This window comes from Pseudomonas sp. LBUM920 (assembly GCF_003852315.1).
Taxonomy (GTDB): domain Bacteria; phylum Pseudomonadota; class Gammaproteobacteria; order Pseudomonadales; family Pseudomonadaceae; genus Aquipseudomonas.
On the sequence record NZ_CP027762.1, the window covers coordinates 40,331 to 57,442 of the forward strand.

Sequence of the window (17,112 nt, forward strand, 5' to 3'; positions counted from 1 at the left end):
TTCAGTCGCCGCGTTTGCACAGCAGGTAAGCCGCCAGCAGACCCAGCGCGCCAACGGCGACGCCGGCGGTAGTCCATGGGTGCTCTTGTGCGTAGTCCCGGGTTGCAACACCGGTTTCGCGGATTTTGACTTTGCTTTCTTCGTAGGCATCGCTGATCAGATGACGGGAATGCTTGAGGGCATTCTCGGCATTGCTTTTCAGGGCCTTCAGCGTTTTGCGCGACTCGTCGGACGCATCGTCCTTAAGGCTCTCAAGGGACTTGAGAAGGCTCGAAATCTCGGCTTCCATGCTTTCCAGCGACGCTTTGCGTAAAGAAGTGTTGGCCATGTGGACTCTCCTGAAGTGATTGAGTGGCATGTGTAGATACCGACTCCAGCGTTTTCAGAAAGTGCAGTAAATCTGAACTTTTGAGTGGGAATAGTCGCCAGAAGCAGTACGAACATTGACTGCTACGCTCACTAAAGACCTCAGGAGAAACGCCATGTCAGATCATCACACGTACAAGAAAGTCGAATTGGTGGGTTCGTCGGCGACCAGCATCGAAGACGCCATCAACAATGCCCTCGCTGAAGCGAACAAAAGCATCAAGCACCTGGAATGGTTCGAAGTGACTGAAACCCGTGGGCACATCAAGGACGGCAAGGCCGCGCACTTCCAGGTCACGCTCAAGGTAGGATTCCGAATCGCCAGTAGTTGATCACGTCGGTTGAACTTTGCCGACTGGCCGATTGCCATAACCTGCGCTACAACCAATGGGTGCCGATGCGAAAGCGTCGGCACGCTCTTTTCGATCAGCGCAAGGAAAGTAACGGATGAAGAAGTTCCTGTTAGCGGTAGGTTTGTTGAGCATTGCGGGCACAGCCCTGGCGGCGGGCAAGCCTTGTGAAGAGCTGAAAGGCGAAATCGCAGCGAAAATCGACGCCAAGGGCGCCTCGGGTTACTCGCTGGAGGTGGTAGACAAAGGCGCGGCACCCAGCGACCACAAAGTCGTCGGTAGCTGCGAAGCCGGCACCAAGGAAATCGTCTACAAGCGCGGTTAACCCCTTGCTCCAGACATAAAAAACGACGCACAGGTGCGTCGTTTTTTTTGCCTGCCGATGTTAGCCCTTCATCAACTGCGCCAGCAGCTCGTAGGAATGAATCCGGTCGGCATGCTCGTACAGGTCGCAGGTAAAGATCAGCTCATCGGCACCGGTCTGCTCAACCAGCACGTCCAGTTTCGCGCGGATCTTCGCCGGGCTGCCGACCATCGCCAGGCCGAGGAAGCTGCCGACCGCGTCTTTTTCATGGGGCAGCCACAGGCCGTCCATGGTCTTGACCGGCGGACGTTGCACCAGGCTTTGCCCGCGCATCAGCGCGAGGATGCGCTGGTACACCGAGGTGGCCAGGTAATCGGCCTGCTCGTCGGTATCGGCGGCCACCAGCGGGATGCCCAGCATCACGTAGGGCTTGTCCAATACGGCTGAAGGCTTGAAGTGATTGCGGTACACGCGAATAGCTTCATGCATCAGGCGTGGTGCGAAATGCGAGGCGAACGCGTAGGGCAAACCGCGCTCACCGGCCAATTGCGCGCTGAACAAACTGGAGCCGAGCAACCACACGGGCACGTTGGTTCCGGTGCCCGGCACGGCAATAACCCGTTGATCCGGCGTGCGTGGGCCCAGGTAAGCCATCAGCTCGGCCACATCATCAGGGAAGTCGTCGGCGCTGCCCGAGCGTTCGCGGCGCAGGGCGCGGGCGGTCATCTGATCAGAACCCGGCGCGCGGCCCAGGCCCAGGTCGATCCGGCCCGGATACAGGCTTTCCAGGGTGCCGAACTGCTCAGCGATCACCAACGGTGCATGGTTGGGCAGCATTACGCCGCCGGAGCCGACCCGGATGGTCGAGGTGCCACCGGCCAGGTAGCCGAGCAATACCGAGGTGGCAGAGCTGGCGATGCCATCCATGTTGTGGTGTTCGGCGACCCAGAAACGGTTGTAGCCAAACTTTTCCACGTGCTGGGCCAGGTCCAGGGAATTGCGCAACGACTGCGCCGGGCTGCCGTTGGCGCGCACGGGCACCAGGTCCAGGGTCGAGAATTTCACGTCGGACAGCGATTTCATAAGCCTGCTTCTCCAATAGGTGCGCAGGCTTATAGACGAACCAAAACCTGCCGCTTCATGTGCATGTTCTATGCAATGAGGGCATATACCCGAGATTCAATAGCAGGTGGGGAAATTTCCTACTGGAATGCTAGGTTTCTCCGACAAGATGAACTTTGCCAGAGCTTCTATCCTCAGAACCTTACTGAAGCAAAACCACCGTTCGAGGAGACCGCTATGAGTATCGTTAAAAAAGCATCCGCGCATTGGGAAGGTGATCTGAAGACAGGCCTGGGTTCCATTTCCACTGAAACCGGCGTACTGCGCGAAGCGCCCTACGGCTTCAAGGCCCGTTTCGAAGGCGGCAAGGGCACAAACCCTGAGGAACTGATTGGTGCGGCGCACGCCGGCTGCTTCTCCATGGCGTTTTCGATGATTCTGGGCGACGCCGGCCTCAAGGCTGACAGCATCGACACCCAGGCCGAAGTGACGCTGGACCAGGTCGACGGTGGCTTTGCGATTACTGCCGTGCATTTGGTGTTGAAAGCCAAGATCCCGGGCGCAAGCCAGGCGCAGTTCGACGAACTGAGCAAGAAGGCGAAGGAAGGCTGCCCTGTGTCCAAGGTGCTGAATGCCAAGATCAGCCTGGATGCGACGCTCGTCAGCTAAATACGGTCTGCGTAGCAGTGTAGATCCAGTGTGGGAGTGGGTGTGTGTAAGAACCGCGCTTGCCCGCGATAGGTACACCTCGGTTTTGCAGTTGCACCGAGGCGCTGCCATCGCAGGCAAGCCAGTTCTCACACACGCCCACTCCCACATTTAGTTCTGCTTTAAATCAGAACTCGTGTTTCCCCTATGTGGTCCTATAGCCTATGCAGCTAGGTGCACACTCGTGCGCATGCATTCAGGGAGCTTCACACATGAAACGTTTTGCCTTGGCGATCATCTGCGGTGTTTTGGCCACTTCGGCCGTGGCCGCTCCAAAAGATTGTGAAGAGCTTAGAAAAGAGATCGAGGTCAAGATCCAGGCTAACGCCGTGCCGTCCTACACCTTGGAAATCGTCAGCAAGGAAGAAGCTGACAAGCATGACAGCGCCATGGTCGTCGGCAGCTGTGAAAACGGCACCAAAGCCATCGTTTATCAGAAGAACAACGACTGATCAGATGCAATTCACGCTGCGTTCCTGCGCCAGCAACTGACGCGCTGAGTTATACAGCCGAATGTTGGGCGTGAAGGCCAGCGAGCGCCCTTCCAGCACATAGCGCTGGCCTGCCTGGAAATTGTCGTACTGCAGGGTCATGAAACAGGTGCGGTCGTGCGTCTGGTCCAGCCCGCCAAAGCCTGTACCCGTGTTCACTTCGAAATCAAAGCGCACCATCAGCTCGTGGCTGCCGGGTGGCACTTGGAAAAAACGCCCGTCATTCAGATTCTTGCCGTCCAGGCGCTGGGCCATCACCAGTTTGGCGCCGGGTGTCGGGGTGGCGAAGTCGACCCAGGCTTGGTGCGGATCCACCGGAGGAATCGGCGTAGAAGCACAGGCGCTGAGAAACAGGACGGTGACAGGTAACAGGAGCTGGCGCATGGCAGGCACTCAACGGTAGGAAGGAATTGAGCCCGGCGCCGATGGCAGCAGACTCCTCTTGAGTATAAACACGCTACGCCATGGAAAAATTCCGTGCAGGCAGGATAGGCTGGCGAGCAAATTACCCAGGAGCAGTCGGAGCATGTTGAGGCGTTTTCTTCCAGGGTTGATGGTGGTGCTGCTCAGCGGCTGCTCGAGTGTCAGTTATTACAGCCAGCTCGCCAGCGGCCAATGGCAATTGCTGCGGGCCCGTGAGCCGGTTGCCGCAGTGATTGCCGACCCTTCTCGCCCACAGGTATTGCGTGAGCACTTGGTGCAGTCGCAAAAAGCCCGCACGTTCGCCAGTGAGCACCTGCACTTGCCCGACAACCAGAGTTACAGGTTGTACGCGGACATTGGCCGGCCTTACGTAGTCTGGAATGTATTCGCTACGACGGAATTTTCGCTCTCCCCCGAAACCCATTGCTTCCCGATTGCCGGATGCGTCGCCTATCGCGGTTATTACAACCAGGGCGCGGCGCGCGGTGAGGCGGCGTTGCTGCAGCAACGAGGCATGGACGTGTCGATTGGTGGCGTCGAGGCCTATTCCACCTTGGGCTGGTTCAATGACCCGATCATGAATTCGATGATGAACTGGGGCGATGAGCGTCTGGCCACACTGATTTTTCATGAGCTGGCGCACCAGCGTTTTTATGTGAAGGACGACACCGAGTTCAACGAGTCGTATGCCAACTTCGTCGAGCAGGAAGGCACGCGTCAGTGGCGTGCGGCGCGGGGCTTGGCGCCTCTGAGCGATGCAGCGTTGCAGCAGCGTGATCAATTTATCCGATTGGTGCTGGATACCCGTAAACGCCTCGAAAAGCTCTACGCACAGCCCTTGGCAGTTGATGTGATGCGACAGGCCAAGGCGGCGGAGTTCGAGCGTTTGCGCAGCGATTACCGGCAAATGCGCGATAGCCAGTGGGGAGGTGATAAACGTTACGACATGTGGATCAACCAACCGATGAACAACGCGCGGTTGCTGCCGTTTGGGCTGTATGACCAATGGGTGCCGGCGTTTGGGGCGTTGTTTGCGCAGGAAGGCGGGGACTGGGTGAAGTTCTATGCAGCGGTGGAGAAGCTGGGTGGGTTGCCGGTGGAGCAGCGGAAGGCGGCGTTGCGGCAGTTGATGGGCGGTGGCCACTAGGGCCTCTTCGCGAGCAAGCCCGCGCCCACATTCGACCGCATGCTCATGTTGGAACTCGGTCAGTGTGGGCGCGGGCTTGCTCGCGAAAGCGGTATCAAGCGCGCTGCAAAAACGCCTGATGCATCTCATCCAGCGTCTCAAAATGCCAAGTCGGCGCCTCAGCGCTCAACTCTTCAAAACTGCCAAACCCATACCCCACCGCCGCCGAGTCAAGCCCATTGCTGCGCGCGCCGATCAGGTCATGCTTGCGATCCCCGATCATCAACGTGGTCGCCGGGTCCAGGCGCTCTTCATTCATCAAATGCGCAATCAACTCAACTTTATTGGTGCGCGTGCCGTCCAGCTCGCTGCCGTAGATCACCTTGAAGTGCTTGGCAAAATCGAAGTGCCGGGCAATCTCGCGGGCGAATACCCAGGGCTTGGACGTGGCCACATACAGCTGGCGGCCCTGGCCATTGAGCGCTTCGAGCAGCGGCATCACGCCGTCGAACACGCGGTTTTCATACAGCCCGGTAACCTTGAAGCGCTCGCGATAGAAATTCACCGCCTCCCACGCCTTGGCCTCGTCAAAACCGTAGAACTGCATGAAGGCTTGCAGCAACGGCGGGCCGATGAAGTGTTCCAGCTGGGTCAGGTCCGGTTCGTCAATGCCGAGTTTGGCGAGGGCGTACTGGATCGAACGGGTGATGCCCTCACGCGGGTCGGTCAGGGTGCCATCCAGGTCGAACAGGACGGTTTGGTAACGCTGGGTCATTGATCGAATCCTTCAGCCAGGTGCAGGTCTTTGAGCTTCACGTAGTTCGCCGCGCTGTAGGTGAAAAAGGCGCGTTCCTTGTCAGTCAGCGCGCGGACTTGTTTTACCGGACTGCCCACGTACAAAAAACCGCTGTCGAGCTTCTTGCCCGGCGGCACCAGGCTGCCGGCGCCGATGATCACGTCGTCTTCCACCACGGCGCCGTCCATCACGATGCTGCCCATGCCGATCAGGATGCGGTTGCCCACCGTGCAGCCATGCAGCATGACCTTGTGGGCGATGGTTACGTCATCGCCGATCAGCAGCGGGAAGCCGTCCGGGTTGAATGGCCCGGCATGAGTGATGTGCAACACGCAGCCGTCCTGCACGCTGGTGCGCGCACCGATACGGATGCGGTGCATGTCGCCGCGAATCACCGTCAGCGGCCAAACCGAGCTGTCGGCGCCGATTTCGACATCGCCGATCACCACCGCCGAAATATCGACAAAAGCCCCGGCGCCCAGGGTTGGCGTGTGGTTCTGATAGGTGCGAAGGGTCACGATAGCCTCTCTCTCTTCTGCTGATAGCTGCGGTGGGTGTTGATTGTAATTAAGATGGCCCCATCTTTGTTCTTACATGTTTCTTCAGCCAAGGTGCCCACCGTGAGCGCGAACAACCCTCTTCTGCAGTCCTACGACCTGCCGCCGTTCTCGGCGATCCGTGCCGAGCACGTGCAACCGGCCATCGAACAGATCCTCGCCGACAACCGTGTTGCCATCGAAGGCATCCTGCAAAGCCAGGGTAAACATCCGACATGGGCTGGCCTGGTGCTGGCAATGGACGAATTGAATGACCGCCTGGGCGCCGCCTGGAGCCCGGTCAGCCACCTCAATGCCGTGTGCAACAGCGCTGAATTGCGCGAAGCCTACGAGGCTTGCCTGCCGGCGTTGAGCGCCTACTCCACCGAGATGGGCCAGAACCGCGCACTGTTCCAGGCCTTCGAAGCCTTGGCCAACAGCCCCGAGGCTGCCGATTTTGACGTGGCGCAAAAAACTATCCTTGAGCAGTCGCTGCGCGACTTCCGCCTGTCGGGTATCGATTTGCCGCCTGAGCAGCAAAAGCGCTACGCCGAAGTGCAAAGCAAGCTGTCCGAGCTGGGCAGCAAATTTTCCAACCAGCTGTTGGATGCCACCCAGGCCTGGACCAAGCACATCACCGATGAAGCCACCCTCGCCGGCCTGACCGATTCGGCCAAGGCGCAAATGGCCGCCGCCGCCCAGGCCAAAGGCCTCGATGGCTGGCTGATCACCCTGGAGTTCCCCAGCTACTACGCGGTAATGACCTACGCCCACGACCGCGCCCTGCGCGAAGAGGTTTACGCGGCCTACTGCACCCGCGCGTCGGACCAAGGCCCGAATGCCGGTAAGAATGATAACGGCCCGGTGATGGAACAGATCCTCGACCTGCGTCAGGAGCTGGCCCAACTGCTGGGCTATGCGTCGTTCTCCGAGTTGAGCCTGGCGACCAAAATGGCCGAGTCCAGCGACCAGGTGCTGAGCTTCCTGCGCGACCTGGCCAAGCGCAGCAAGCCGTTTGCCGCCCAGGACCTTCAACAGCTCAAGGCGTATGCCGCCGAACAAGGCTGTGCCGATCTGCAAAGCTGGGACAGTGGTTTCTACGGCGAAAAGCTCCGCGAGCAGCGCTACAGCGTGTCCCAGGAAGCCCTGCGCGCCTACTTCCCGATCGACAAAGTGTTGGGCGGCCTGTTTGCCATCGTTCAGCGCCTGTATGGCATCGAGATTGCCGAGCAAAAAGGTTTCGACACCTGGCACCCGGACGTCCGCCTGTTCGAAATCAAGGAAAATGGCCAGCACGTCGGCCGCTTCTTCTTCGACCTGTACGCCCGCGCCAACAAGCGTGGCGGCGCCTGGATGGACGGCGCGCGCGACCGTCGTCGCACCGTCGATGGCGTGCTGCAAAGCCCAGTGGCCAACCTGGTGTGCAACTTCACCCCGGCCGACAGCGGCAAGCCTGCCCTGCTGACCCACGATGAAGTGACCACGCTGTTCCACGAATTCGGCCACGGCCTGCATCACCTGCTGACCCGTGTCGAACACGCCGGCGTTTCCGGCATCAACGGCGTGGCCTGGGATGCGGTGGAATTGCCGAGCCAGTTCATGGAGAACTGGTGCTGGGAGCCGGAAGGCCTGGCGCTGATCTCCGGTCATTATGAAACCGGCGAGCCGCTGCCCCAGGACCTGCTGGAAAAAATGCTCGCGGCGAAGAACTTCCAGTCCGGCCTGATGATGGTGCGCCAGCTCGAATTCTCGCTGTTCGACTTCGAGCTGCATGCCACCCACGGCGATGGCCGCAGCGTTGCGCAAGTGCTTGAAGGCGTGCGCGATGAGGTCTCGGTCATGCGTCCACCGGCGTACAACCGCTTCCCTAACAGCTTCGCGCACATCTTTGCCGGCGGGTACGCGGCGGGTTACTACAGCTACAAGTGGGCGGAAGTACTGTCGGCGGATGCCTTCTCCAAGTTCGAAGAAGACGGCGTGCTGAACGCCGAGACCGGCCGCGCCTTCCGCGAAGCCATTCTGGCGCGCGGCGGTTCGCAGGCACCGATGGTGCTGTTCGTCGACTTCCGCGGACGTGCGCCGTCGATTGACGCACTCTTGCGCCACAGCGGCCTGAGTGAGGACGCGGCAGCATGAGCGAAGGGCCTGTGATTACCAAAAAGCAATTTATCGCCGGGGCGGTCTGCCCGGCGTGCAGTGAGCCAGACAAGTTGAAGATGTGGACCGAAGACAACGTGCCGCACCGCGAATGTGTGGCCTGCGGTTATACCGATACGTTGAATGACCAAGGTCTGTCGGTGCCCAAGGAGTTGGGCACGCGGGTGAATACATCGGCATTGAAAGCGCCGGACCCGAAGGTGCAGGCCGTGCAGTTTTTTCCCAATCCGAAGCTGAAAAAAGACTGACGCCCATCAGGGTGTCAGCACCAGTTCAGCGTCTTTTTTGGTGTCGACACGGCTGCTATTGGCCGTGTTGAGCCAACTGTTCATCGAGCACAGGGCAAACGCACTGGTGCTGCAATCGCCATTCGCCAAGGCCGTACGCAACTTGTCGACATCGGCTTTCATCATGTAGCGAACACTGTCCCTGAAACCGTTGCTGGTACCAAAACCGCCCAGGGTCATTTCGTTCAGCGCATCTTCCTTGCTCCAGCCCTGGATCACCACGCGGTACATCGCCGCCATCAAACCTGTGCGGTCCGAGCCGTGTTTGCAGTGCATCAGCACCGGACCTTTGGTTTCTGCATCCTGGATGGCCCTTAATGCCGCGAGCACGTCCGAATCGTCGACGTGATTGGTGCGATAAGTCAGCTGCACCTGTTTGATATCAGATGTCTTCAGCCACGTCGCATCAGATTCCGGCAGAAAGTTGATCACCGTGGCGATCTTCAGACTTTCCAATACGGGAAGCGCATTGCTGTTGGGCAGCGCGCTGCGATACAGCGTGGGCGTCATTTGGTGCAGATTGAACTGGTCGCCCACAGGCTGGGCCCACTCCGGTGAGCGTAGGGAGGAGGCGCCGTCAGCCCGGGCGTGCGCGGTAGCGAACAAGGCCAGGAACGCCATGCCGAGGGCAGGCAGCAATCGAATCTCGAACATGCGCGTTGTAACCGAATAGGGAAATGGCTGATGAGCCAAAGATTCGCCTACGCGGGGTCAATGCGGCGTGAGGTACTCGTCAAAGAATCGTGAAGACCGATCTGATCTGCTGTTTTTCTCGCTGAACCGATTCTTCTCAATTCTTAGCCTGCTATCATTTGTAACTATTGTTTGCCACTGTGTTCTATCCCTTTGGATCCCATTTCCTGGCAAGCCTTCACGCTGCTCCCAGAAGCGGCTGATAAACCCGTGACCACATGATGAGGTGCACCCATGTCTGATCAAGATCAAGACAACCCCCGGCGTGATTTTTTGCGCAAATCCTTGACCTTGATCCCGGTGGTCACGGTTGCCAGCACCGGCTTTGGTGGTTCGATGCTGATGGCCACGCCGGAACCGGTGCAGGCTGCCGAGGCTAAACCGCCGGTCAGCGACAAAGCCTACGAACCGAGCTACTTCACCGCCGAAGAGTGGGCGTTTCTCAACGCCGCGGTCGCGCGTTTGATTCCCGCCGATGCCCAAGGCCCTGGCGCCCTGGAGGCCGGTGCGCCGGAATACATCGACCGCCAGATGAACACGCCTTACGCCGCGGGCGCGCTGTGGTTCATGCAGGGCCCGTTCAACGCCGATGCGGTCCCGGAGATGGGCTGGCAGAGCAAGCTGGTGCCCAAGGATATTTATCGCCTGGGCATTGCCGCGACGGATGCGTGGTCGAAGGCGTTCAACGGTAAGGCCTTTGCCGCGCAAGACAGCGCTACCCAAGACGATATGCTGCGCCGCCTTGAAGCAGGCGGCAGCGAAGTGAATGCGCACTTTGAGACAGTGCCCGCAAAGATGTTTTTCAACCTGCTGCTGCAAAACACCAAGGAAGGGTTCTTCTGCGACCCGATCCACGGCGGCAACAAAGGCATGGTTGGCTGGACCATGATCGGCTTCCCCGGCGCCCGCGCCGACTTTATGGACTGGGTTGAACGCAACGAGCAATACCCCTTCCCGGCTGTTTCCATTCGCGGCGAGAGGGCATAAACGTGGCGACCATCATGAAGAAAGTGGACGCGGTGATCGTGGGCTTCGGCTGGACCGGCGCGATCATGGCCAAGGAACTCACGGAAGCTGGCCTCAACGTGGTAGCGCTGGAGCGCGGCCCGATGCAGGACACCTACCCGGACGGCAACTATCCGCAGGTCATCGACGAATTGACCTACAGCGTGCGTAAAAAACTCTTCCAGGACATCTCCAAAGAAACGGTGACCATTCGCCATAGCGTGAATGACGTCGCCCTGCCCAACCGCCAGCTGGGTGCGTTTCTGCCGGGCAATGGCGTGGGCGGCGCGGGCCTGCACTGGTCGGGCGTGCACTTTCGTGTCGACCCTATCGAGTTGCGCATGCGCAGCCACTACGAAGAGCGCTACGGCAAAAACTTCATTCCCAAGGACATGACCATCCAGGACTTCGGCGTCAGCTACGAAGAGCTGGAACCGTTTTTCGACTACGCGGAAAAAGTCTTCGGCACCTCCGGCCAGGCCTGGACCGTAAAAGGTCAGGTGGTGGGCGAAGGCCGTGGTGGCAACCCGTATGCGCCGGATCGCTCCAACCCGTTCCCGTTGGAGTCGCAGAAAAACACCGTCTCCGCACAGCTGTTTCAGAAAGCGGCCGCCGAGGTTGGTTACAAACCCTACAACCTGCCGTCTGCCAATACGTCGGGGCCGTACACCAACCCCTACGGCGCACAGATGGGCCCGTGCAACTTCTGCGGTTTCTGCAGCGGCTACGTGTGCTACATGTACTCCAAGGCCTCGCCGAATGTGAACATCCTGCCGGCGCTGCGTCAGGTACCGAACTTTGAGCTGCGGGCCAATTCCCACGTGCTCAAGGTCAACCTCGACAGCACCAAGAGCAAGGCCACCGGCGTGACCTATATCGACGCCCAGGGTCGCGAATGCGAGCAGCCGGCTGACCTGGTGATCATCGGCTCTTTCCAGTTCAACAATGTGCGCCTCATGTTGCTCTCGGGTATCGGCAAACCCTACGACCCGATTACCAATGAGGGCGTGGTGGGCCGCAACTTCGCCTACCAGAACATGGGCACCATCAAAGCCTTCTTCGACAAGGACACCCACACCAATAACTTCATCGGTGCGGGCGGCAACGGCGTGGCCCTTGATGACTTCAACGCGGATAACTTCGACCACGGGCCACACGGTTTCGTCGGCGGTTCGCCGATGTGGGTCAACCAGGCAGGCAGCCGGCCGATTGCCGGTACGTCCAACCCACCCGGTACGCCGGCCTGGGGCAGTGCGTGGAAACGCGCCACCGCTGATTACTACACCCATCAGGTGTCGATGGACGCGCACGGCGCGCATCAATCCTACCGGGGCAACTACCTGGATCTGGACCCGGTGTACCGCGATGCCTACGGCCTCCCATTGCTGCGGATGACGTTTGACTGGCAGGAAAACGACATCAAGATGAACCGCTTCATGATGGAGAAAATGGGCAAGGTCGCCGAAGCGATGAACCCCAAGGCCATTGCCGTGCTCGGCAAAAAGGTCGGTGAGCACTTCAACACAGCGGCCTACCAGACCACTCACCTCAACGGTGGCGCGATCATGGGCACCGACCCGAAAACCAGTGCGTTGAACCGCTACCTGCAGAGCTGGGACGTACACAACGTGTTTGTCCCAGGCGCGTCAGCTTTCCCACAGGGCTTGGGCTACAACCCTACCGGCCTGGTGGCGGCACTGACGTATTGGTCGGCGCGGGCGATCCGCGAGCAGTACCTGAAAAACCCCGGCCCACTGGTTCAGGCATAAGGAGCGATGACCATGAAAGCATTTGTTATCGCCTCCCTGGCCCTCTTGAGCAGCTGTTCGGTAAGCGCCGCTGAAACCGACCTGGTCAAGCAGGGTGAATACCTGGCCCGCGCCGGTGACTGCGTGGCCTGCCACACCGCCAAGGGTGGTCAACCCTTTGCCGGCGGGCTGCCGATGGAAACTCCGATCGGCGTGATCTACTCCACCAACATCACCCCGGACAAGACCGGCCTGGGCGACTACAGCTTCGAAGATTTCGACAAGGCCGTGCGCCATGGCGTCGCCAAGAACGGTAGTACGCTTTACCCGGCGATGCCCTACCCGTCTTACGCGCGTGTCAGCGACAGCGATATGCAGGCGTTGTATGCCTACTTCATGAAGGGTGTGGAGCCGGTCGCCCAAGAGAACAAGGACAGCGATATTCCCTGGCCCTTGAGCATGCGCTGGCCGTTGGCGGCCTGGCGCTGGATGTTTGCGCCGGCCGTTGAGGAGCATCCGGCACAGCCGGCCGCCGATCCGGTGGTCAGCCGGGGCGCGTATCTGGTTGAAGGCTTGGGGCACTGCGGCGCCTGCCATACGCCGCGCGCCCTGACCATGCAGGAAAAAGCCCTCAGCGCCACTGACGGCAACGCCTTCCTGTCCGGCAGCGCGCCGTTGGAAGGCTGGATCGCGAAAAGCCTGCGTGGCGATCACAAGGACGGGCTCGGCAGCTGGAGCGAAGAGCAACTGGTGCAATTCCTCAAGACCGGCCGCAGTGATCGCAGTGCCGTGTTTGGCGGCATGAGCGATGTGGTGGTGCACAGCATGCAGTACATGTCGCAGGACGACCTGACCGCTATCGCCCGCTACCTCAAGAGCCTGCCGGCGGTGGATCCCAAGGATCAGCCGCATCAGTACGACAAACAGGTCGCCGAGGCGCTGTGGAAAGGTGACGACAGCAAGCCGGGCGCGTCGGTGTACATCGACAATTGCGCGGCGTGCCACCGTACCGATGGCCATGGCTATACGCGGGTGTTCCCGGCGCTGGCGGGTAACCCGGTGTTGCAGACAGCGGATGCCACGTCGCTGATCAACATTGTGTTGAACGGCGGCACCTTGCCGGCAACGCACACGGCGCCTTCGACGTTCACCATGCCGGCGTTTGCCTGGCGGTTGTCGGACCAGGAAGTGGCGGATGTAGTCAGTTTCGTCCGCGGCAGCTGGGGTAACAAAGGCGCTCCAGTAAAAGCCAGCGACGTGGCGGACCTGCGCAAGAGCGATATGCGCACCACCTCGGGCGATGACCTGGGGCAAGTGACGCAAAAGCACTGACCGCCAGACGGCACTGGTCATAACCATCACGCCCCTTTACTGTATATAAAAACAGTATTGGGGCGTTTTCATGTCTACACCTTTACCGCCCCGTGGCCGGGGCACGGCCACCAACCTGCATAATCGCTTTGCGCCTACCGTCAGTGTGGCCGAGGATGACGGCTGGTTTCAGGAAGTGCCGCCCACCCAAGGCACCGAAGTGCGCATCGAAACGGCCAAAAGCATCATCACCCGCAATAACTCGCCCGACCTGCCGTTCGATCGCTCGATCAACCCCTATCGCGGCTGCGAGCACGGTTGCATCTACTGCTACGCGCGGCCCAGTCACGCCTACTGGGACATGTCGCCGGGGCTGGATTTCGAAACCAGGCTGATCGCCAAGACCAATGCCGCCCAGGTGCTGGAGCAACAGCTGTCGAAGCCGGGTTATGTGTGCGCGCCGATCAATCTGGGCTCCAATACCGACCCTTACCAGCCCATCGAGCGCGAGTACACGATCACCCGGCAGACCCTCGAAGTGTTGCTGCGCTACCGCCACCCGGTGACCATCATTACCAAGGGTTCGCTGATTTTGCGTGACCTCGACCTGCTGACCGAGCTGGCCCGGCAGCGGCTGGTGGCAGTGATGATCAGCCTCACGAGCCTGGACGATGAGCTCAAGCGCATTCTGGAACCGCGCACGGCGGCGCCCAAGGCGCGATTGCGGGCGATTCGGGTAATGCGTGAGGCCGGCATTCCGGTGGGCGTGTTGTGTTCACCGATGATTCCGATGATCAACGACAGCGAGCTCGAAAGTCTGCTGACCGAAGCCCACGCGGCGGGTGCCCAAAGTGCGGCCTACATGATGCTGCGCCTGCCGCTGGAGGTGGCGCCGCTGTTCGAGGAGTGGCTGGCGGCGCATTACCCGCAGCGGGCGGCCCATGTGATGAGCCTGGTGCGCCAGGTGCGCGGGGGTGAGGTGTATGACAGCCGCTTCGGTGTGCGCATGCGGGGTGAGGGGCCGTTCGCCGATCTGCTGGCGCAGCGCTTCAGCAAGGCGATCAAGCGCCTGGGGCTTAATCGTCGGGAAGGGTTTAATCTGGATTGCACGGCGTTCTGCCCACCGGGCAGGCAGATGGCATTGTTGTAAACTGACGACGAAGAGCGCGATAGGTCTGTAGGAATAGTCGCGTTTTGATATCACTGAAACCCTCGATCTAGAGCGGTTCATTCAGTTTGAGTTAAGTTTCGACGGTTACCTTGTTCAGCGAGTGACGGGTGGGTCGAAACCGTGGTCTTCAGCGTTTTACAACTAATCCACTGGCCCAGCGTCGAAATGACCTGAACACTCTCCCTGCATTAATCAAGAGGATGAATCATGAGTGACAAGGATAAACAGCCGTTGGCTGCGTCGGCTTCAGCCCCTCAGGTGGCCGAATCCGCCGATGCAGCGCTAAAGCACATCGTTGACGGCTTTTTGCATTTCCATCACGACGTCTTCCCCCAGCAGGAAGAACTCTTCAAAAAACTCGCCACGGCCCAGAGCCCACGGGCGATGTTTATCACCTGTGCCGATTCGCGGATCGTGCCTGAGCTGATCACCCAAAGCTCCCCTGGCGACCTGTTCGTCACGCGTAACGTCGGCAACGTGGTGCCACCCTACGGACAGATGAACGGCGGCGTTTCCACGGCCATCGAGTACGCGGTTCTCGCCCTGGGCGTGCAGCACATTATCGTGTGCGGGCATTCCGACTGTGGCGCCATGCGCGCGGTACTCAACCCCCAAAGCCTGGAAAAAATGCCGACAGTCCGGGCTTGGCTGCGTCATGCCGAGGTCGCCAAGTCGATGGTCGAGGACAACTGCGACTGCGCCAATGAAGGTGAAAGCATGAAGGTGCTGACCGAAGAAAACGTCATCGCCCAGTTGCAGCATTTGCGCACCCACCCTTCCGTGGCCTCACGCATGGCCAATGGTCATTTGTTTATCCATGGCTGGATCTACAACATCGAGACCAGCGAAATTCGAGCCTACGATGCAGATCAGGCGGCATTTCGACCGCTGAGCGGCGACGGCCCCATCCCTTGCGCGACGCCTAAAGCGCGCTTCTAAAACACTTCCCTGCCGGGTAATGCGGTGGCTGCCATGGATGCAGCCAGGCATTGCCGCGCCCGGCGAATGCCTTGGGAGAGTCATTATGCGTGCTGCTCAATTGAAAGCTGTGTTGCCTCGGGAGCTGCTCGCGTCCGTGGTTGTGTTTCTGGTCGCCCTGCCCTTGTGCATGGGCATTGCGATTGCGTCTGGCATGCCGCCGGCCAAAGGGCTGATCACCGGGATCATCGGTGGCCTGGTGGTGGGTTGGCTGGCTGGGTCGCCGTTGCAGGTCAGCGGGCCCGCCGCGGGTTTGGCAGTGTTGGTGTTCGAACTGGTGCGCCAGCACGGCATGATGATGCTCGGCCCTATTCTGTTGCTGGCGGGGTTCCTGCAATTGGTAGCCGGGCGATTGCGTCTGGGCTGCTGGTTCCGTGTCACGGCGCCGGCGGTGGTGTACGGCATGCTGGCGGGGATCGGCGTGCTGATTGTGCTCTCGCAGGTCCATGTGATGCTCGACGGCGCGCCGAAGCCTTCCGGGCTGGATAACCTGGCGGGCTTCCCGGCCGCCGTGGTTGAGGCGATGCCGACCCTGGGCGGTGGCCTTGGCTGGCAAGCGGGTTTGCTGGGTCTGTCGACGATGCTGGTGATGTACCTGTGGGATAAATTACGCCCGCAAAAACTGCGATTTGTGCCAGGCGCGTTGTTGGGCGTGGGCTTGGCGACGGTCACCAGCCTGGTACTGGCGTTGCAGGTCAAGCGTGTGGAAGTCCCGGAAAACCTTGCCGATGCCATTGACTGGCTACGCCCCAGCGACTTGCTGAACCTGGCTGATCCGCAGCTGTTGATCGCCGCGTTCGCCGTGGCCTTTATCGCCAGTGCCGAAACCCTGCTGTCGGCTGCTGCGGTTGACCGCATGCACAGCGGTCAGCGCTCCGATTTCGACAAGGAATTGTCCGCACAAGGTGTAGGCAACATGCTTTGTGGCCTGGTCGGCGCGCTGCCGATGACCGGCGTGATCGTGCGCAGCTCGGCCAACGTGCAGGCCGGTGCGACCACGCGCTTGTCGGCGATGTTCCACGGTGTATGGCTGCTGGGGTTCGTGCTGCTGCTGTCGAGCGTGCTGCAAAGCATCCCGGTGGCGAGCCTGGCGGGCGTGCTGGTGTACACCGGGATCAAGCTGGTGGACGTGAAAGCGTTTCGCGCCTTGGGCCGATACGGGCGGATGCCGATGTTCACCTATGCCGCGACGGCGCTGGCGATCATCTTTACCGATTTGCTGACCGGTGTACTGGTGGGCTTCGGGCTCACGTTGGTCAAGTTGGCCTTCAAGGCGTCGCGACTGAAAATCAGCCTGATCGACCTGCCTCAGGACGGTGAGATGGAGTTGCGCCTGACCGGTGCGGCGACCTTCCTGAAAGTGCCGGCACTGACCCAAGTGCTGTCGACGGTGCCTGCGGGGACCGCGTTGCACGTGCCGCTGAGCAACTTGAGTTACATCGACCATTCCTGCCTGGAATTACTCGAGGAATGGGGCCGGGCCAATGCGGCCAAGGGCTCACAACTGGTAATCGAGGCGCGCGGCTTGAAGCGCAGGCTTGAAGGCCGGGTGCGCACGACCGTGGGAATAGGTTCGGCGTCCGTCTGAACACCACAAACC

At 60.1% G+C, this 17,112-nt stretch carries 19 protein-coding genes; 13 read left to right on the forward strand and 6 right to left on the reverse strand.

Annotation, left to right across the window (positions count from 1 at the left end; translation table 11 throughout):
- Window position 1 precedes the first annotated feature (1 nt).
- On the reverse strand, window positions 2-328 hold the full coding sequence (locus C4J83_RS00190; protein ID WP_003170746.1) for an ElaB/YgaM/YqjD family protein: 327 nt from the start codon (window positions 326-328) through the stop codon (window positions 2-4).
- Window positions 329-482: 154 nt separating this feature from the next.
- Between C4J83_RS00190 and C4J83_RS00195 the strand changes: the two genes are divergently transcribed.
- The gene (locus C4J83_RS00195) at window positions 483-698 is read left to right on the forward strand and encodes a dodecin (protein WP_003187305.1); all 216 of its coding nucleotides are present in this window, start codon (window positions 483-485) and stop codon (window positions 696-698) included.
- A gap of 115 nt (window positions 699-813) precedes the next feature.
- Window positions 814-1,041: a DUF1161 domain-containing protein gene (locus C4J83_RS00200; RefSeq protein WP_106576003.1), complete on the forward strand. Its 228-nt coding sequence runs from the start codon at window positions 814-816 to the stop codon at window positions 1,039-1,041.
- Window positions 1,042-1,101: 60 nt separating this feature from the next.
- Here C4J83_RS00200 and C4J83_RS00205 read toward each other — a convergent pair whose 3' ends face one another.
- Window positions 1,102-2,103, reverse strand: a complete 1,002-nt coding sequence (locus tag C4J83_RS00205) for an LLM class flavin-dependent oxidoreductase (protein WP_106576004.1) — start codon at window positions 2,101-2,103, stop codon at window positions 1,102-1,104.
- Window positions 2,104-2,319: 216 nt separating this feature from the next.
- Between C4J83_RS00205 and C4J83_RS00210 the strand changes: the two genes are divergently transcribed.
- Window positions 2,320-2,751 carry an OsmC family protein gene (locus tag C4J83_RS00210; protein WP_027608131.1) on the forward strand — a complete coding sequence of 144 codons (432 nt, stop codon included), beginning with the start codon at window positions 2,320-2,322 and terminating at the stop codon, window positions 2,749-2,751.
- A gap of 251 nt (window positions 2,752-3,002) precedes the next feature.
- Complete coding sequence (locus C4J83_RS00215) at window positions 3,003-3,242, forward strand: DUF1161 domain-containing protein (protein WP_010207769.1); 240 nt, start codon at window positions 3,003-3,005, stop codon at window positions 3,240-3,242.
- On the opposite strand, the gene C4J83_RS00220 is transcribed toward C4J83_RS00215, so the two are convergent.
- Window positions 3,243-3,665: a PA0061/PA0062 family lipoprotein gene (locus C4J83_RS00220; protein WP_106576005.1), complete on the reverse strand. Its 423-nt coding sequence runs from the start codon at window positions 3,663-3,665 to the stop codon at window positions 3,243-3,245.
- A 142-nt stretch (window positions 3,666-3,807) separates the two neighbouring features.
- Here C4J83_RS00220 and C4J83_RS00225 point away from each other — a divergent pair, with 142 nt between their 5' ends.
- Window positions 3,808-4,851, forward strand: a complete 1,044-nt coding sequence (locus C4J83_RS00225) for an aminopeptidase (RefSeq protein WP_124416088.1) — start codon at window positions 3,808-3,810, stop codon at window positions 4,849-4,851.
- Between the two features lie 94 nt (window positions 4,852-4,945).
- Here C4J83_RS00225 and C4J83_RS00230 read toward each other — a convergent pair whose 3' ends face one another.
- A complete protein-coding gene (locus tag C4J83_RS00230; RefSeq protein ID WP_106576007.1) occupies window positions 4,946-5,605 on the reverse strand; it encodes an HAD family hydrolase in 660 nt (219 codons plus the stop codon).
- Window positions 5,602-6,144, reverse strand: coding sequence for a gamma carbonic anhydrase family protein (locus C4J83_RS00235; protein WP_106576008.1), 543 nt, complete (start codon window positions 6,142-6,144; stop codon window positions 5,602-5,604). The genes C4J83_RS00230 and C4J83_RS00235 overlap by 4 nt, the downstream gene beginning before the upstream one ends.
- Before the next feature lie 54 nt (window positions 6,145-6,198).
- Here C4J83_RS00235 and prlC point away from each other — a divergent pair, with 54 nt between their 5' ends.
- Together prlC and C4J83_RS00245 are read left to right on the forward strand one after the other, a co-directional pair.
- Entirely contained in the window at window positions 6,199-8,298 is a 2,100-nt protein-coding gene (prlC, locus tag C4J83_RS00240) for an oligopeptidase A (protein ID WP_177416141.1), read from the forward strand.
- The gene (locus C4J83_RS00245) at window positions 8,295-8,567 is read left to right on the forward strand and encodes a YheV family putative zinc ribbon protein (protein WP_065902760.1); all 273 of its coding nucleotides are present in this window, start codon (window positions 8,295-8,297) and stop codon (window positions 8,565-8,567) included. The genes prlC and C4J83_RS00245 overlap by 4 nt, the downstream gene beginning before the upstream one ends.
- 6 nt (window positions 8,568-8,573) lie before the next feature.
- On the opposite strand, the gene C4J83_RS00250 is transcribed toward C4J83_RS00245, so the two are convergent.
- Window positions 8,574-9,260 carry a dual specificity protein phosphatase family protein gene (locus C4J83_RS00250; RefSeq protein WP_124416090.1) on the reverse strand — a complete coding sequence of 229 codons (687 nt, stop codon included), beginning with the start codon at window positions 9,258-9,260 and terminating at the stop codon, window positions 8,574-8,576.
- 273 nt (window positions 9,261-9,533) lie between these two features.
- Between C4J83_RS00250 and C4J83_RS00255 the strand changes: the two genes are divergently transcribed.
- The 6 genes from C4J83_RS00255 to C4J83_RS00280 all read left to right on the forward strand — a co-directional run bounded on the left by C4J83_RS00255 (window position 9,534) and on the right by C4J83_RS00280 (window position 17,100).
- Window positions 9,534-10,286, forward strand: coding sequence for a gluconate 2-dehydrogenase subunit 3 family protein (locus tag C4J83_RS00255; RefSeq protein ID WP_124416091.1), 753 nt, complete (start codon window positions 9,534-9,536; stop codon window positions 10,284-10,286).
- A 2-nt stretch (window positions 10,287-10,288) separates the two neighbouring features.
- Window positions 10,289-12,073, forward strand: coding sequence for a GMC family oxidoreductase (locus C4J83_RS00260; RefSeq protein WP_106576012.1), 1,785 nt, complete (start codon window positions 10,289-10,291; stop codon window positions 12,071-12,073).
- 12 nt (window positions 12,074-12,085) lie between these two features.
- A complete protein-coding gene (locus tag C4J83_RS00265) occupies window positions 12,086-13,384 on the forward strand; it encodes a cytochrome c (protein WP_124416092.1) in 1,299 nt (432 codons plus the stop codon).
- Window positions 13,385-13,454: 70 nt separating this feature from the next.
- The gene (locus tag C4J83_RS30390) at window positions 13,455-14,513 is read left to right on the forward strand and encodes a PA0069 family radical SAM protein (protein ID WP_164487901.1); all 1,059 of its coding nucleotides are present in this window, start codon (window positions 13,455-13,457) and stop codon (window positions 14,511-14,513) included.
- A gap of 228 nt (window positions 14,514-14,741) precedes the next feature.
- Window positions 14,742-15,473: a carbonic anhydrase gene (locus tag C4J83_RS00275; protein ID WP_106576015.1), complete on the forward strand. Its 732-nt coding sequence runs from the start codon at window positions 14,742-14,744 to the stop codon at window positions 15,471-15,473.
- Between the two features lie 85 nt (window positions 15,474-15,558).
- Window positions 15,559-17,100 carry a SulP family inorganic anion transporter gene (locus tag C4J83_RS00280; protein ID WP_124416094.1) on the forward strand — a complete coding sequence of 514 codons (1,542 nt, stop codon included), beginning with the start codon at window positions 15,559-15,561 and terminating at the stop codon, window positions 17,098-17,100.
- Window positions 17,101-17,112 lie beyond the last annotated feature (12 nt).

Excerpts from the sequence above, each read along its gene's own strand:
- C4J83_RS00190 (WP_003170746.1), bottom strand. The coding sequence starts at position 328 with ATGGCCAACACTTCTTTACGCAAAGCGTCGCTGGAAAGCATGGAAGCC.
- C4J83_RS00195 (WP_003187305.1), top strand. The coding sequence starts at position 483 with ATGTCAGATCATCACACGTACAAGAAAGTCGAATTGGTGGGTTCGTCG.
- C4J83_RS00200 (WP_106576003.1), top strand. The coding sequence starts at position 814 with ATGAAGAAGTTCCTGTTAGCGGTAGGTTTGTTGAGCATTGCGGGCACA.
- C4J83_RS00205 (WP_106576004.1), bottom strand. The coding sequence starts at position 2,103 with ATGAAATCGCTGTCCGACGTGAAATTCTCGACCCTGGACCTGGTGCCC.
- C4J83_RS00210 (WP_027608131.1), top strand. The coding sequence starts at position 2,320 with ATGAGTATCGTTAAAAAAGCATCCGCGCATTGGGAAGGTGATCTGAAG.
- C4J83_RS00215 (WP_010207769.1), top strand. The coding sequence starts at position 3,003 with ATGAAACGTTTTGCCTTGGCGATCATCTGCGGTGTTTTGGCCACTTCG.
- C4J83_RS00220 (WP_106576005.1), bottom strand. The coding sequence starts at position 3,665 with ATGCGCCAGCTCCTGTTACCTGTCACCGTCCTGTTTCTCAGCGCCTGT.
- C4J83_RS00225 (WP_124416088.1), top strand. The coding sequence starts at position 3,808 with ATGTTGAGGCGTTTTCTTCCAGGGTTGATGGTGGTGCTGCTCAGCGGC.
- C4J83_RS00230 (WP_106576007.1), bottom strand. The coding sequence starts at position 5,605 with ATGACCCAGCGTTACCAAACCGTCCTGTTCGACCTGGATGGCACCCTG.
- prlC (WP_177416141.1), top strand. The coding sequence starts at position 6,199 with ATGGCCCCATCTTTGTTCTTACATGTTTCTTCAGCCAAGGTGCCCACC.
- C4J83_RS00245 (WP_065902760.1), top strand. The coding sequence starts at position 8,295 with ATGAGCGAAGGGCCTGTGATTACCAAAAAGCAATTTATCGCCGGGGCG.
- C4J83_RS00250 (WP_124416090.1), bottom strand. The coding sequence starts at position 9,260 with ATGTTCGAGATTCGATTGCTGCCTGCCCTCGGCATGGCGTTCCTGGCC.
- C4J83_RS00255 (WP_124416091.1), top strand. The coding sequence starts at position 9,534 with ATGTCTGATCAAGATCAAGACAACCCCCGGCGTGATTTTTTGCGCAAA.
- C4J83_RS00265 (WP_124416092.1), top strand. The coding sequence starts at position 12,086 with ATGAAAGCATTTGTTATCGCCTCCCTGGCCCTCTTGAGCAGCTGTTCG.
- C4J83_RS30390 (WP_164487901.1), top strand. The coding sequence starts at position 13,455 with ATGTCTACACCTTTACCGCCCCGTGGCCGGGGCACGGCCACCAACCTG.
- C4J83_RS00275 (WP_106576015.1), top strand. The coding sequence starts at position 14,742 with ATGAGTGACAAGGATAAACAGCCGTTGGCTGCGTCGGCTTCAGCCCCT.
- C4J83_RS00280 (WP_124416094.1), top strand. The coding sequence starts at position 15,559 with ATGCGTGCTGCTCAATTGAAAGCTGTGTTGCCTCGGGAGCTGCTCGCG.